Source organism: Streptomyces sp. NPDC003691, assembly GCF_053981115.1.
Genome location: NZ_JBSFNQ010000024.1, coordinates 1 through 12,468, shown reverse-complemented (window position 1 = coordinate 12,468; position 12,468 = coordinate 1). Strand labels below are relative to the sequence as shown.

Sequence of the window (12,468 nt, the reverse complement as noted above, 5' to 3'; positions counted from 1 at the left end):
GCCTGATTCGCGGAACAGTAGTGGCCCGGTACGGGGAGTTCCCGTACCGGGCCGCCGTCTTTTGGTCATGGGGCGGTCATGCCATGGTCATAAGTGGCCCTGATGTGCGGTGTATTCGGCAGTCTTGGGTACTTCCGCCGACTCGGGGCGCGCGATGTCGAACAGGCGTGTAGCTTGCCGGGGCAGGTTGCACCGGGGGAGGGGAGTTGCTCGATGGGCGTGCGGCTCATGGTGGTCGACGATCACCGACTGCACGCCGAGGCGCTCGCCTCGGCGTTGAAGCTGCGGGGACACCGGGTGCTGGCCGCGACGGCGCCCGTCGCGGGCGCGGCGGACCTGGTGGTCACCCGGGCTCCCGAGGTGTGCCTGCTGGGGACCGCGTGCCCGGCCGAGCCGGGCGTCTTCGACCCGATCGTCCGGATCCGGCGCGAGCGCCCCCAGGTCGCGGTGGTGGTGCTGGGCCCGGTGCCCAGCCCCTGGGGCATAGCGGCCGCGTTCGCCGCGGGCGCGGCGGGCTATGTCCGCCACGACGAGCGTATCGAGGGCGTCGAGCGCGCCATGGTCAAGGCCCGCGCGGGCGAGGCGGTGGTGGCCCCCGCCCTGCTCCAGGGGGCGTTCGCCGAACTGCTCAACCCGGTCTCGCAGCCCGACGACGAGGGCCAGCGGCTGCTGCGCCTGCTCACCCCGCGCGAGGTGGAGGTCCTGGTGCGGGTCGCCGAGGGCGAGGACACCCGGCTGATCGCGGCGGGCATGGGCATCGCGCCGAGCACGGCGCGCACGCATGTGCAGCGGGTGCTGATGAAACTCGGGGTGGGCTCGCGGCTGGAGGCGGCGGCGCTGGCGGCCCGCACGGGCCTCCTCGACCGCGCCGCCCCACCCCCGCGCTGAGCCCCGGGGGCCCGCGCCACCCCTGAGCGGCGGCCCCCGGGCCCCGTACCGCCCGTGCGCGCCGCCAGCCTCAGGGCCCTGCACGCCCCTGAGCGCCGATAGCTGCCGGGGCCCTGCGCCCCGGGGCCCCGCGACCCGGCGCCGCCCTGCACCTGCCCGCGGCGCCGCGCCCAGCGGGGTGATGTCTGTGTGAGCGTCCGCACGCCGCCCGTGGCTTGTCGCGCAGTTCCTCGCGCCCCTAAAAGCGTTCTCGCGCCGTCGCCGGCAGAGGGAGAGGCACCTCCTCGTGCGGTACGGAAACAGGGGCGGTGAGAGCAAGAAGGGGCACCCGGCACAGCACTCCACCGGGTGGAACACGTTGTCGCCCCGACGCCCCGGAGGGTGAACGGCCCGCGCGCCTCCGCCGTACCCAACTCGCCTTGCCCCAAGGGTGGATGCACACCCCCCGCCCGCCCCGGAGGGGACCCGGCTCACCGCGAGAGGCGCTGGCAATATGACCCATGGCCGCAAGTACCTGGTCACCGGAGGAGCCGGCTATATCGGGGGGATCGTCGGCCGCCGGCTCCTGGAGGCCGGGCACCGGGTCGTCGTCCTCGACGACCTCTCCACCGGATTCCGCGACGGCGTGCCCGAGGGCGCGGATTTCACCGAGGGAGACATCCGGGACGCGGCCCGCCTGCTGGACCCCTCCTTCGACGGGGTGCTGCACTTCGCCGCCTCCTCCCAGGTCGGCGAGTCCGTCGCCGACCCCGGGAAGTACTGGGAGAACAACGTCGGCGGCACGATCGCCCTGCTCGCCGCGATGCGCGCGGCCCGGGTCCGTACCCTCGTCTTCTCCTCCAGCGCCGCGGTGTACGGGGAGCCCGTCCGCACCCCCGTCACCGAGACCGACCCCACCGCGCCCACCAATCCCTACGGCGCCACCAAACTCGCCGTCGACCATATGATCGGCGGCGAGGCGCGGGCCCACGGCCTGGCGGCGGTCTGTCTGCGCTACTTCAACGTCGCCGGGGCGTACGGGGGGCTGGGGGAGCGCCACGAGCCCGAGTCGCATCTCATCCCGCTCGTCCTCGATGTCGCCCTCGGGCGGCGGGAGTCCGTCGCGGTCTACGGCGACGACTACCCGACCCCCGACGGCACCTGCGTCCGCGACTACATCCATGTCGCGGATCTCGCCGAGGCCCATGTACGGGCGCTGGCCGCGGCCCGCCCCGGTGAACAGCTCGTCTGCAACCTGGGCAACGGCAGCGGCTTCTCGGTCCGCGAGGTGGTGGAGACCGTACGGAAGGTCACCGGGCACCCGGTGCCGGAGACGCTCGCGCCGCGCCGCCCGGGGGACCCGGCCGTACTGGTCGCCTCGGCGGCGGTGGCCCGGGACCGGCTGGGCTGGGTCCCGTCCCGTCCGGCGCTGGCCGATATCGTCGCGGACGCCTGGGAGTTCGCCCGCACCCGCACCCGCACACTCGTCTGAGGCATCAGCCCGCGCCGCACAAGCCCGCGCGGAGCGGCCGCCGGGCCCGGGGGAACGGTCCGGCCGGAGAGGAGGGCCGGGCACTGCGGCACGGCCGGCCGGCGGGACCGTTCCCGGGCGCGCACGGGGATGTGCGCCTCGGCGGGCGCGGACGGTGCGCCGCGAAGACGCTCCGCCCGCCGGACCGGGCCCGGCGGAGGGGCTCAGGCTCCGCCGGGACTTCCGGACAACCGAGGGACGGATCCCAGGATGTGGTGACACATCAGGATCCCCCGGTCCGGCTTCCAGCCTCTTCGGCACCGCTCCAGCGTGTCAAGAAATCCCGCCCCGGCGAAGGAAATCACGCGCTCCGCCATACCCCGGAAACATCACGCGCCCGCGGCCCCGCCCGCCCGGGAGCCGGGGCGGCCCGCCGGGGGCGACGGGCCGGAGCGACGGGATCCGGCCGACCCCGCGGCTTCCGGTTCTGCCCCGGCCCGCGATCACCCTGCGATGGGCCCGCCGGCCGGGATCGGGGGCCGCCGAACACCGGTTGCCCCTTCCTTCCCACTCAACCCACCGGTAACTTCCTAGTACAACTCATTCCCCAGACCTGGTCATCAGTTCTGCAAATACGCTTCCGCTTCCGCCTGCCGTCCGTACTCTGATGCTCAACACCGGTGGGGGCCGGTGTTGATCAGGGGACGAGACAGCGGGGTACGCGGCCCGAGGCGGGGTATTTCAGTCACAGCGCGGCGACGGCCGGGCGGGACCGAGGTCCGTCTCGGACGATCTGTTCGCACCGAGCCGTCCTCCGACACAGGGGGTGTGTCTGTGATCCGTATCCGGGTCCTGGTGGTGGACGACCACCGAATCTTCGCCGAGTCGCTCGCCGCAGCCATGGCTGCCGAGCCCGATGTGGACGTCGGAGCCGCGGGCAGCGGGCCTGCCGCGTTGCGATGTCTGGAGCGAGCGGTTGCCGACGGGCGGCCGTTCGACGTGATGCTGGTCGATGCCGACCTGGGGGCCGTGGTGCCACCGGGGCCCGGCGCCCGTGCGCCGGTCCCGCGGGCCGTTCCCGACGACGGGGGTGACGCCCTGGACGGTCTGGTGGACGGACTGAGCCTGGTGGCGGGGGTGCGATCCGGCCAGCCCGCGGTCCGCTGTGTGGTCCTCGCCGAGAAGGACGACCCGCGCCGCGCGGCCCTCGCCCTCCAGGCGGGTGCCTCCGGCTGGGTTGCCAAGGACTGTTCACTCCAGCGACTGCTGGCCGTGATCCGGGGTGTGCTGCGCGACGAGACCCATCTGCCGCCCGCTCTCCTCACCGGCGTACTGCGGGAGCTGACCGCCGCGCGCAAGCACCGGACCGAGAGCGAGCGTCTGGTCGAGTCGCTCACCCCGCGCGAGCGCGAGGTGCTGCGGTGCATGGTCGCGGGGCTGGGGCGCAAAGCGGTGGCCGAGCGCCTCTTCCTCTCCCCGCACACCGTCCGGACGCATATGCAGAACGTCCTCGGCAAGCTGGGGGTGCACTCGACGCTCGCGGCCGTCGCCCTCGCCCGCAGAGCGGGTGTCGGTCCCGCCGATCCGGCGGTCAAACTGGCCGGCGGACTAGCCGGGAATGTTGTCGAACGGGGCGGTCAGCTGGCGTAGCAGGGCGGCCAGCTCAGCCCGCTGGGCGCGGGAGAGCTCCGCGAGGATCGCGCGCTCCTGGGCGAGCAGCCCGGCGAGCGCGCGGTCCGCGCGGTCGCGCCCCTCCGGGGTGAGCCGGACCAGCACGCCACGCCGGTCCGTGGGGTCCGGCAGCCGCTCCACCAGGTCCCTCTTGGCCAGGCGGTCGATCCGGTTGGTCATCGTGCCCGAGGTCACCAGGGTCTGGGTGAGCAGCTGGCCGGGGGAGAGCTGATAGGGCGCGCCCGCGCGCCGCAGCGACGTCAGGACGTCGAACTCCCAGGGCTCCAGATCGTGCTCCGAGAAGGCGAGCCGCCGGGCCCGGTCGAGATGACGGGCCAGCCTGGAGACCCGGCTGAGCACCTCAAGCGGTTCCACGTCGAGGTCGGGGCGCTCGCGGCGCCAAGCTGCGACCAGTCGATCGACCTCGTCCTCCATGACGATCAGTGTAGAGGGTCTGTCGATGTGAAGTCTCTTGACGTCAAGAGATAATGTGGTGGATGGTAGGGCAGGGACGGGCGGTAACCCCGTTCCGTATCTGCCCCGTGTTCCTTCCGAGGGAGCTGCCACCGTGACTTCCGCGCCCGTCTGGGACCCCCGTCAGTACCTCCGCCATTCGGGTCACCGGGCCCGTCCGTTCCTGGACCTGCTGGCCCGGATCCCCGACCCGGTCGCACCGGCGGCCGGCGGCGGGCCGGCCCGGATCGCCGACCTCGGCTGCGGCCCCGGCAATGTCACCGCCCTGCTCGCCGACCGCTGGCCCGCCGCCGGGATCACCGGCTTCGACAATTCGCCCGAGATGCTCGCCCTCGCCGAGAAGGACTACGCCGGGCTCACCCCGGGCGGCGGCCGGCTCGCGTTCGGCGAGGCCGACATCACGGACTGGACGCCCGACGGGCCGTACGACCTGATCGTCTCCAACGCGGCGCTCCAGTGGGTCCCCGGCCACGCCGGTTCCTTCGCCCGCTGGGTCGACGCGCTCACCCCCGGCGGCAGCTTCGCCTTCCAGGTCCCCGGCAACTACGACGCCCCCAGCCACGCCCTGCTGGGCACCCTGTGCGGCCGGCCGGAGTGGCGGGAGCGGCTCGGCGACCGCGGGCGGAACTTCGCCCATGTGCTCGCCCCGGCGGAGTATCTGGACCTGCTGACCGGACTCGGCTGTACGACCGACGTCTGGGAGACCACGTACTACCAGCTGCTGACCGGCGAGGACCCGGTCCTGGACTGGGTCAAGGGCACCGCCCTGCGGCCCGTGCTGACCGAGCTGGGCGAGGACACCAGGGCCACCGAGGCCTTCCTCGGCCAGTACCGCGAACTGCTGCGGGAGGCGTATCCGCCGGGGCCGCGGGGGACGGTCTTCCCGTTCCGCCGTATCTTCGCCGTCGCAACGAAGCCGCTGCGCTAGGTCGTCTCTTTCGGATCTTGCCGGGCTCCCCAGCCCGCGGACCGGCGCCCCGCCCGGTCCCGGGTCGCTCCGGGGAGCAGCCGGGACGGCCCCGGGCCACCCGTCCACCGGGCCACCCGGCCACCCGGCTCCCGCCCCGCGCCCCCGCGCCGAGCGTCAGTTCTTGCGGTGGCCCACCAGCCGCGGCTTCTGCTCCAGGCCGTCGAGGCCGTGCCAGGCCAGATTGACCAGATGCGCCGCCACCTCCGCCTTCTTCGGGCGGCGGGCGTCCAGCCACCACTGGCCGGTCAGTGCGACCATGCCCACCAGCGCCTGGGCGTAGAGCGGGGCCAGCTTGGGATCGAAGCCGCGGTGCTTGAACTCCAGGCCCAGGATGTCCTCGACCTGCCGGGCGATATCGCTGATCAGCGAGGCGAAGGTGCCCGTCGACTGGGCGACCGGCGAGTCCCGGACCAGGATCCGGAAGCCGTCCGTATAGGTCTCGATGTAGTCGAGCAGCGCGAAGGCCGCCTGCTCCAGCAGCTCCCGGGGGTGCCCTGCGGTCAGCGCCCCCGTCACCAGGTCCAGCAGCTGGCGCATCTCGCGGTCGACCACCACCGCGTACAGCCCCTCCTTGCCGCCGAAGTGCTCGTACACCACCGGCTTGGACACCCCCGCCTTCGCGGCGATCTCCTCCACCGACGTGCCCTCGAAGCCCTTCTCGGCAAAGAGCGTGCGACCGATGTCCAGCAACTGCTGGCGGCGCTCGGCGCCGGTCATCCGCACCCGGCGCCCGCGCCGCGCCGCGGGCCGGGGCTTCCCGGCACCTGCCGGAGTCGCCGCGCCCGCCGCGTTCGCCGGGTCTATCGGGGTACGGGTACTGCTGCCGTCGGTCGCCACGTCGTCCATCATGCCGTGTCGGCGGCCCCGGCGGTCCCGGGGGACGCCGCCCGCCGGGCGGCGAGCCGGTCCTCGCTGGGCCAGCGGACGTCGTACGCCCACCCCAGCTTCTCGAACCAGCGGATCAGCCGGGCACTGGAATCGACCTGGCCGCGCAGTACGCCGTGGCGCGCGGACGTCTGATCGGCGTGGTGCAGGTTGTGCCACGACTCACCGCACGACAGCACCGCGAGCCACCACACGTTCCCGGACCGATCACGTGATCGGAACGGCCGCTTCCCGGCCGCGTGGCAGATGGAATTGATGGACCAGGTGACGTGGTGGAGCAGCGCGACCCGGACCAGCGACCCCCAGAAGAAGCCGGTGAACGCGCCCCACCAGGACCAGGTCACCAGCCCGCCGACCACGGCCGGGAAGGAGAGGGACACGACCGTGTAGAGGAGGAAGTGGCGGGAGATCCGGCGGATCGCCGGGTCCTTGATCAGATCCGGGGCGTACTTGTGCTGCGGTGTCCGCTCCGTGTCGAACATCCAGCCGATATGGGCCCACCAGAGGCCCTTCATCAGGGCGGGCACCGTCTCGCCGTACCGCCACGGCGAGTGCGGGTCGCCCTCGACGTCGGAGAACTTGTGGTGCTTGCGGTGGTCGGCGACCCAGCGGACCACCGGGCCCTCGACGGCCAGCGAGCCCGCCACCGCCAGCGCGATCCGCAGCGGCCGCTTCGCCTTGAAGGAGCCGTGGGTGAAGTAGCGGTGGTAGCCGACGGTGATGCCGTGGCAGGCGATGAAGTACATCGAGACCAGCAGCCCGAGGTCCAGCCAGCTCACTCCCCAGCCCCAGGCCAGCGGCACCGCCGCGATCAGCGCCAGGAAGGGGACCGCGATGAAGAGCATCAGCGCCAGCTGCTCGGCGGACCGCTTCTCGTCACCGCCGAGCGTCGCGAACGGCAGGGCACCGCCGGCCGGGTCCGGCCCCGCCGCCCCGGGAGCGCCGTCCCGGTCCGGGCCGGAGTCCGTATCCGGCGGCTCCTCCCCGGAACCCGGTCCGGTTGCCGCGCCGGGTCCCGTATCCGGGCCGGCATCGGGGCCCGGACCCGGTCCCGGGACGTCGTCGAGCAGGTCGGGGCTGGTCGTCATGAAGGATCCCCTGGGGGGTGGAGGGACGGGCGGGATATCCGCAATGGGAGCCGTAACCGAGCCGGGCTACGGCTGCGTAACCTACGGCGACGTAAGTATGGCAGCGCTCGGCCCGGGGGCAAGAGCCCCTCCTGGCGGCGCCGGACCGCCGGACACCTATCCTGGGAGCTGCCGGACAGCGCGGTCCGCCGACTCCAGAACCCCTCCAGACGTGCTCAAACACCGCAAGGAGCAGCACCTGTGAGCAGTGCCGACCAGACACCCACGGCCAGCGCAGAACTCCGGGCCGACATCCGCCGACTGGGCGACCTCCTGGGCGAGACCATCGTCCGGCAGGAGGGATCCGAACTCCTCGATCTCGTCGAGCGCGTACGCGCCCTGACCCGCAGCGACGGGGAGGCGGCCGCCGCGCTGCTGGGCGACACCGATCTGCCGACCGCGGGCAAGCTGGTCCGCGCGTTCTCCACCTACTTCCACCTGGCCAATGTCGTCGAGCAGGTGCACCGCGGCCGGGAGATGCGCGAACGGCGGGCCGCCGAGGGCGGGCTGCTGGCCCGGACCGCCGACCGCCTCAAGGACGCCGACCCCGACCATCTGCGGGCCACCGTCCGCAACCTCAACGTCCGGCCCGTCTTCACCGCGCACCCCACCGAGGCCGCCCGGCGCTCCGTGCTCAACAAGCTCCGGCGCATCGCCCAGCTGCTGGAGAGCGACGCCGCCGGCGCGGGCGGGTCCGCCGAGCGCCGCCGCTGCGATCTGCGCCTCGCGGAGAACATCGACCTCGTCTGGCAGACCGACGAACTGCGCGTGGTCCGCCCCGAGCCCGCAGACGAGGCCCGCAACGCCATCTACTACCTGGACGAGCTGCACGCGAACGCCGTCGGGGACGTCCTGGAGGACCTCGCCGCCGAGCTGGAGCGGGTCGGCGTCGAGCTGCCCGCCGGCACCCGGCCGCTGACCTTCGGCACCTGGATCGGCGGTGACCGCGACGGCAATCCGAACGTCACCCCCGCCGTCACCTGGGACGTGCTGATCCTCCAGCACGAGCACGGCATCACCGACGCCCTCGCCCTCGTCGACTCGCTGCGCGGACTGCTCTCCAACTCCATCCGCTACGCCGGGGCCACCGACGAGCTGCTCGCCTCGCTGGAGACCGATCTGGAGCTGCTGCCCGAGATCAGCCCCCGCTACAAGCGGCTCAACGCGGAGGAGCCGTACCGCCTCAAGGCCACCTGCATCCAGCAGAAGCTGGAGAACACCCGGACCAGACTCGCCAAGGGCACCGCCCACGAGCCCGGCCGCGACTACCTCGGCACCGCCGAGCTGCTCGCCGACCTCACCCTGATCCAGACCTCGCTCCGGGCCCACCGCGGCGGGCTCTTCGCCGACGGCCGGATGGACCGCACCATCCGGACCCTGGCCGCCTTCGGGCTCCAGCTCGCCACCATGGACGTCCGCGAGCACGCCGACGCCCACCACCACGCCCTCGGCCAGCTCTTCGACCGGCTCGGCGAGGAGTCCTGGCGGTACGCGGACATGCCCCGCGAGTACCGGCAGAAGCTGCTCGCCAAGGAGCTGCGCTCGCGCCGCCCGCTGGCGCCCACCCCGGCCCCGCTGGACGCCGCCGGGGAGAAGACCCTCGGCGTCTTCCACACCGTGAAGTCGGCGTTCGAGCGGTTCGGGCCCGAGGTCATCGAGTCGTACATCATCTCCATGTGCCAGGGCGCCGACGACGTCTTCGCCGCCGCGGTCCTCGCCCGCGAGGCCGGACTGCTCGACCTGCACGCGGGCTGGGCGAAGATCGGCATCGTGCCGCTGCTGGAGACCACGGACGAGCTGCGCGCCGCCGACGTCATCCTCGACGAGATGCTCTCCGACCCCTCCTACCGGCGGCTGGTCTCGCTCCGCGGCGATGTCCAGGAGGTCATGCTCGGCTACTCCGACTCGTCGAAGTTCGGCGGCATCACCACCTCGCAGTGGGAGATCCACCGGGCCCAGCGGCGGCTGCGCGACGTCGCCCACCGGCACGGCGTACGGCTCCGGCTCTTCCACGGCCGCGGCGGCACCGTCGGCCGCGGCGGCGGCCCCACCGCCGACGCGATCCTGGCCCAGCCGTGGGGCACCCTGGACGGCGAGATCAAGGTGACCGAGCAGGGCGAGGTCATCTCCGACAAGTACCTGATCCCCTCGCTGGCCCGGGAGAACCTGGAGCTGACGGTCGCCGCCACCCTCCAGGCGTCCGCGCTGCACACCGCGCCCCGCCAGTCCGTGGAGTCCCTGGCCCGCTGGGACGCGGCGATGGACACCGTCTCGGACGCGGCCCACGCGGCGTACCGCAGGCTCGTCGAGGACCCCGATCTGCCCGCGTACTTCTTCGCCTCCACCCCGGTCGACCAGCTCGCCGACCTCCACCTGGGCTCCCGCCCCTCCCGCCGCCCCGACTCCGGGGCCGGGCTCGACGGGCTGCGGGCCATCCCGTGGGTCTTCGGCTGGACCCAGTCCCGGCAGATCGTCCCCGGCTGGTTCGGCGTCGGCTCGGGCCTCAAGGCGCTGCGCGAGGCCGGTCTGGACTCCGTGCTGGAGGAGATGTACGAGAAGTGGCACTTCTTCCGCAACTTCCTCGGCAATGTGGAGATGACGCTGGCCAAGACGGACCTGCGGATCGCCCGCCACTACGTCGACACCCTGGTCCCGGAGGAGCTGAAGCACGTCTTCGCCGATATCGAGGCGGAGCACGAGCTGACCGTCCGCGAGGTGCTGCGGATCACCGGCGGTGAGCGGCTCCTCGACTCCCACCCGGTCCTCCAGCAGACGTTCGCCATCCGCGACGCCTATCTGGACCCGATCTCCTACCTCCAGGTCTCCCTGCTGGCCCGCCAGCGCCGGGCCGCGGCCCGCGACGAGGCCCCCGACCCGCTGCTCGCCCGCGCCCTGCTCCTGACGGTCAACGGCGTCGCGGCCGGCCTCCGCAACACCGGCTGACGCCGGGCCTCGGCCACGGCACGTCAAGGCGCTTCCGGCCTCGTCACCCGATGGGGGGACGGGGCCGGAAGTGTCCGGCTACCGTGGACGGGGTAGGCCATGATCCCGTCCATGGGAGGAACGATGACTGCTGAGCCCGTGCAGCACTGGCCTGTGCCGCCCCTGGACGGATACACCGTGGACGATCTGCTGACGCTGCCCGGCCTCCCGCCGCATACGGAGTTGATCGACGGGAGTCTGGTTTTTGTGAGTCCGCAGCGTGACTTCCACAGCGTGGTGATCGACCTGCTGGTGAGCGGCCTGCGCCAGACAGTGCCGAGTCATCTGAGGGTGCGCCGTGAAATGACCGTGGTGCTCGATCGGCGGAATGGTCCGGAACCCGATGTGCTCGTGGTGAGCGCGGAAGCTGTGACCGGACCCGACGCGACGTCTTTCGCCGCGGCCGACGTTCTCCTCGCGGTCGAAGTGGTGTCTCCTGATTCCCGGGCGCGGGATACGGAGACCAAGCCGAGAAAGTATGCGGCTGCGGGCATTCAGCATTTCTGGCTGGTCGACCGTACAAGCAATGGCTCACGACCGGTCGTGCGCGTCTATGAGCTCGACCCCGTGACCAAGGCATATGTTCTCGCCGGCGTCTACCACGACAGGTTGAAGCTGGACAGCCCCTTCGGCCTCGACCTGGACTTGACGGCGGCCGACGACTTCTAGGCATTCGTCCGCCCTACAGCAGGGTGAACGTCGCCACCGCGATCCCCGCCCCCAGGGTGGCCGTCCCCAGCGCCACCCGCGGCAGCGCCAGGCCGCCCGCGATGATGATCGACGCCAGCAGCAGCGCGCCCGCGAAGGGGAGCCAGGCGTGGACGGCGCCCGCCGGGCCGGTGCGGACGACCTCCTTCGTACCGGGCTTCAGGACCACGTTCAGCACCGCGCCCTTCTCGACCGCGATCGACTTCTCGATCGTCAGCCCGGTCCTGGCCGGTGCCGGGGCCTTCGGCGCGTAAGGGCCCGTACAGGTCTCCTCGCCGCAGGCGGCGACGGTCAGGGTGCCGTGCTCACGGCCCTTGGCCAGGACGACGTGCTGGGCGGACTCCCAGGAGGCCCAGAACCCTGCTACCAGGATCAGCAGGGCGATGGCGCCCATCACGGCCCGGCGGCCGTGCAGGAGCGCCCGGTTCATGGACGGCATGAGCCCGGATCTTTGGCCATGGGGGCACGCCCCGTCAACCGCCGTCCCGTCCGTCCCGTGCTTCCCTCAGGAGTTGTACGTGCTCTGCGCACGCTCCAGACCCTCGGTGACCAGGGCTTCCACCGAGTCCGCCGCCCGGTCCACGAAGTAGTCCAGCTCCTTGCGCTCGGCGCCGGAGAAGTCCTTCAGGACGAAGTCGGCGACCGGCATCCGGCCCGGGGGGCGTCCGATGCCGAACCGCACCCGGTGGTAGTCGGGGCCCAGCGACTTGGTGATCGACTTCAGCCCGTTGTGGCCGTTGTCCCCGCCGCCGGTCTTCAGCCGCAGTACGCCGTAGTCGATGTCCAGCTCGTCGTGGACGGCGATCACCTGCGCCAAGGGGATCTTGTAGAAGTCGCGGAGCGCGGTGACCGGACCGCCGGAGAGGTTCATGTACGACATCGGCTTCGCCAGCACCACCCGCCGGCTGCCCGGCCCCGGCATCCCCAGTCGGCCCTCGACGACCTGGGCCTGCGCCTTCTGGGCGCGCTTGAAGCTGCCGCCGATCCGGTGGGCCAGCAGATCGGCGACCATGAAGCCCACGTTGTGGCGGTTGGCGGCATAGCCGGGGCCCGGATTGCCGAGACCCACGATCAGCCAGGGGGCGTCGGTGCCGGTCGTCGCGTCGGTGGTCGTCATGGGGTGATTCTCTCCGTCGAAAGGTCGGGAGGCCGGGAGATCGGGAACGGCGGGCAGGCACGGCCGGGAGCGCGGGCCGGAGTGTCCCGGGCGGGGCGTACGGGGCGGCCGGCGACCTGAAGAAGCTGATCGCCTACTCCTCCGTCGGCCATATGGGCTTCGTCCTCCTCGGCATCGCCACCATGACCCCGACCGG

Annotated in this window: 11 protein-coding genes and 1 pseudogene; 7 read left to right on the top strand and 5 right to left on the bottom strand. The window is 72.3% G+C overall.

Annotated elements, in window-relative coordinates; genetic code table 11:
* Positions 1–213 precede the first annotated feature (213 nt).
* The 3 genes from ACWDR0_RS14355 to ACWDR0_RS14345 all read left to right on the top strand — a co-directional run bounded on the left by ACWDR0_RS14355 (position 214) and on the right by ACWDR0_RS14345 (position 3,988).
* On the top strand, positions 214–888 hold the full coding sequence (locus ACWDR0_RS14355; RefSeq protein WP_456351973.1) for a LuxR C-terminal-related transcriptional regulator: 675 nt from the start codon (positions 214–216) through the stop codon (positions 886–888).
* 493 nt (positions 889–1,381) lie between these two features.
* Complete coding sequence (gene galE, locus ACWDR0_RS14350) at positions 1,382–2,359, top strand: UDP-glucose 4-epimerase GalE (protein WP_456351972.1); 978 nt, start codon at positions 1,382–1,384, stop codon at positions 2,357–2,359.
* A gap of 813 nt (positions 2,360–3,172) precedes the next feature.
* A complete protein-coding gene (locus ACWDR0_RS14345) occupies positions 3,173–3,988 on the top strand; it encodes a LuxR C-terminal-related transcriptional regulator (protein WP_456352039.1) in 816 nt (271 codons plus the stop codon).
* Here ACWDR0_RS14345 and ACWDR0_RS14340 read toward each other — a convergent pair.
* A complete protein-coding gene (locus tag ACWDR0_RS14340; protein ID WP_456351971.1) occupies positions 3,947–4,444 on the bottom strand; it encodes a MarR family winged helix-turn-helix transcriptional regulator in 498 nt (165 codons plus the stop codon). The genes ACWDR0_RS14345 and ACWDR0_RS14340 overlap by 42 nt on opposite strands.
* 133 nt (positions 4,445–4,577) lie before the next feature.
* On the opposite strand from ACWDR0_RS14340, the gene ACWDR0_RS14335 reads away from it, so the two are divergent.
* A complete protein-coding gene (locus tag ACWDR0_RS14335; protein WP_456351970.1) occupies positions 4,578–5,411 on the top strand; it encodes a trans-aconitate 2-methyltransferase in 834 nt (277 codons plus the stop codon).
* 156 nt (positions 5,412–5,567) lie between these two features.
* Here the strand turns inward: ACWDR0_RS14335 and ACWDR0_RS14330 are convergent, their stop codons facing one another.
* Both ACWDR0_RS14330 and ACWDR0_RS14325 read right to left on the bottom strand, forming a co-directional pair.
* Positions 5,568–6,302, bottom strand: coding sequence for a TetR family transcriptional regulator (locus tag ACWDR0_RS14330; protein WP_456351969.1), 735 nt, complete (start codon positions 6,300–6,302; stop codon positions 5,568–5,570).
* Complete coding sequence (locus ACWDR0_RS14325) at positions 6,299–7,426, bottom strand: acyl-CoA desaturase (protein ID WP_456351968.1); 1,128 nt, start codon at positions 7,424–7,426, stop codon at positions 6,299–6,301. The genes ACWDR0_RS14330 and ACWDR0_RS14325 overlap by 4 nt, the downstream gene beginning before the upstream one ends.
* Positions 7,427–7,666: 240 nt before the next feature.
* Between ACWDR0_RS14325 and ppc the strand changes: the two genes are divergently transcribed.
* Positions 7,667–10,408, top strand: a complete 2,742-nt coding sequence (ppc, locus tag ACWDR0_RS14320) for a phosphoenolpyruvate carboxylase (protein ID WP_456351967.1) — start codon at positions 7,667–7,669, stop codon at positions 10,406–10,408.
* Positions 10,409–10,531: 123 nt separating this feature from the next.
* Positions 10,532–11,116, top strand: coding sequence for a Uma2 family endonuclease (locus ACWDR0_RS14315; RefSeq protein WP_456351966.1), 585 nt, complete (start codon positions 10,532–10,534; stop codon positions 11,114–11,116).
* A gap of 13 nt (positions 11,117–11,129) precedes the next feature.
* Here the strand turns inward: ACWDR0_RS14315 and ACWDR0_RS14310 are convergent, their stop codons facing one another.
* Together ACWDR0_RS14310 and pth are read right to left on the bottom strand one after the other, a co-directional pair.
* The gene (locus ACWDR0_RS14310) at positions 11,130–11,594 is read right to left on the bottom strand and encodes a hypothetical protein (RefSeq protein WP_456351965.1); all 465 of its coding nucleotides are present in this window, start codon (positions 11,592–11,594) and stop codon (positions 11,130–11,132) included.
* A 66-nt stretch (positions 11,595–11,660) separates the two neighbouring features.
* Positions 11,661–12,272, bottom strand: a complete 612-nt coding sequence (pth, locus tag ACWDR0_RS14305) for an aminoacyl-tRNA hydrolase (protein ID WP_456351964.1) — start codon at positions 12,270–12,272, stop codon at positions 11,661–11,663.
* 101 nt (positions 12,273–12,373) lie between these two features.
* Here pth and ACWDR0_RS14300 point away from each other — a divergent pair.
* A pseudogene (locus ACWDR0_RS14300) lies at positions 12,374–12,468 on the top strand (proton-conducting transporter transmembrane domain-containing protein); the annotation flags it as partial.

Bases quoted from the DNA above. Each gene is read 5' to 3' on its own strand.
- ACWDR0_RS14315 (WP_456351966.1), top strand. From the start codon at position 10,532: ATGACTGCTGAGCCCGTGCAGCACTGGCCTGTGCCGCCCCTGGACGGA.
- pth (WP_456351964.1), bottom strand. From the start codon at position 12,272: ATGACGACCACCGACGCGACGACCGGCACCGACGCCCCCTGGCTGATC.
- ACWDR0_RS14355 (WP_456351973.1), top strand. From the start codon at position 214: ATGGGCGTGCGGCTCATGGTGGTCGACGATCACCGACTGCACGCCGAG.
- ACWDR0_RS14340 (WP_456351971.1), bottom strand. From the start codon at position 4,444: ATGGAGGACGAGGTCGATCGACTGGTCGCAGCTTGGCGCCGCGAGCGC.
- ACWDR0_RS14325 (WP_456351968.1), bottom strand. From the start codon at position 7,426: ATGACGACCAGCCCCGACCTGCTCGACGACGTCCCGGGACCGGGTCCG.
- galE (WP_456351972.1), top strand. From the start codon at position 1,382: ATGACCCATGGCCGCAAGTACCTGGTCACCGGAGGAGCCGGCTATATC.
- ACWDR0_RS14310 (WP_456351965.1), bottom strand. From the start codon at position 11,594: ATGCCGTCCATGAACCGGGCGCTCCTGCACGGCCGCCGGGCCGTGATG.
- ACWDR0_RS14330 (WP_456351969.1), bottom strand. From the start codon at position 6,302: ATGATGGACGACGTGGCGACCGACGGCAGCAGTACCCGTACCCCGATA.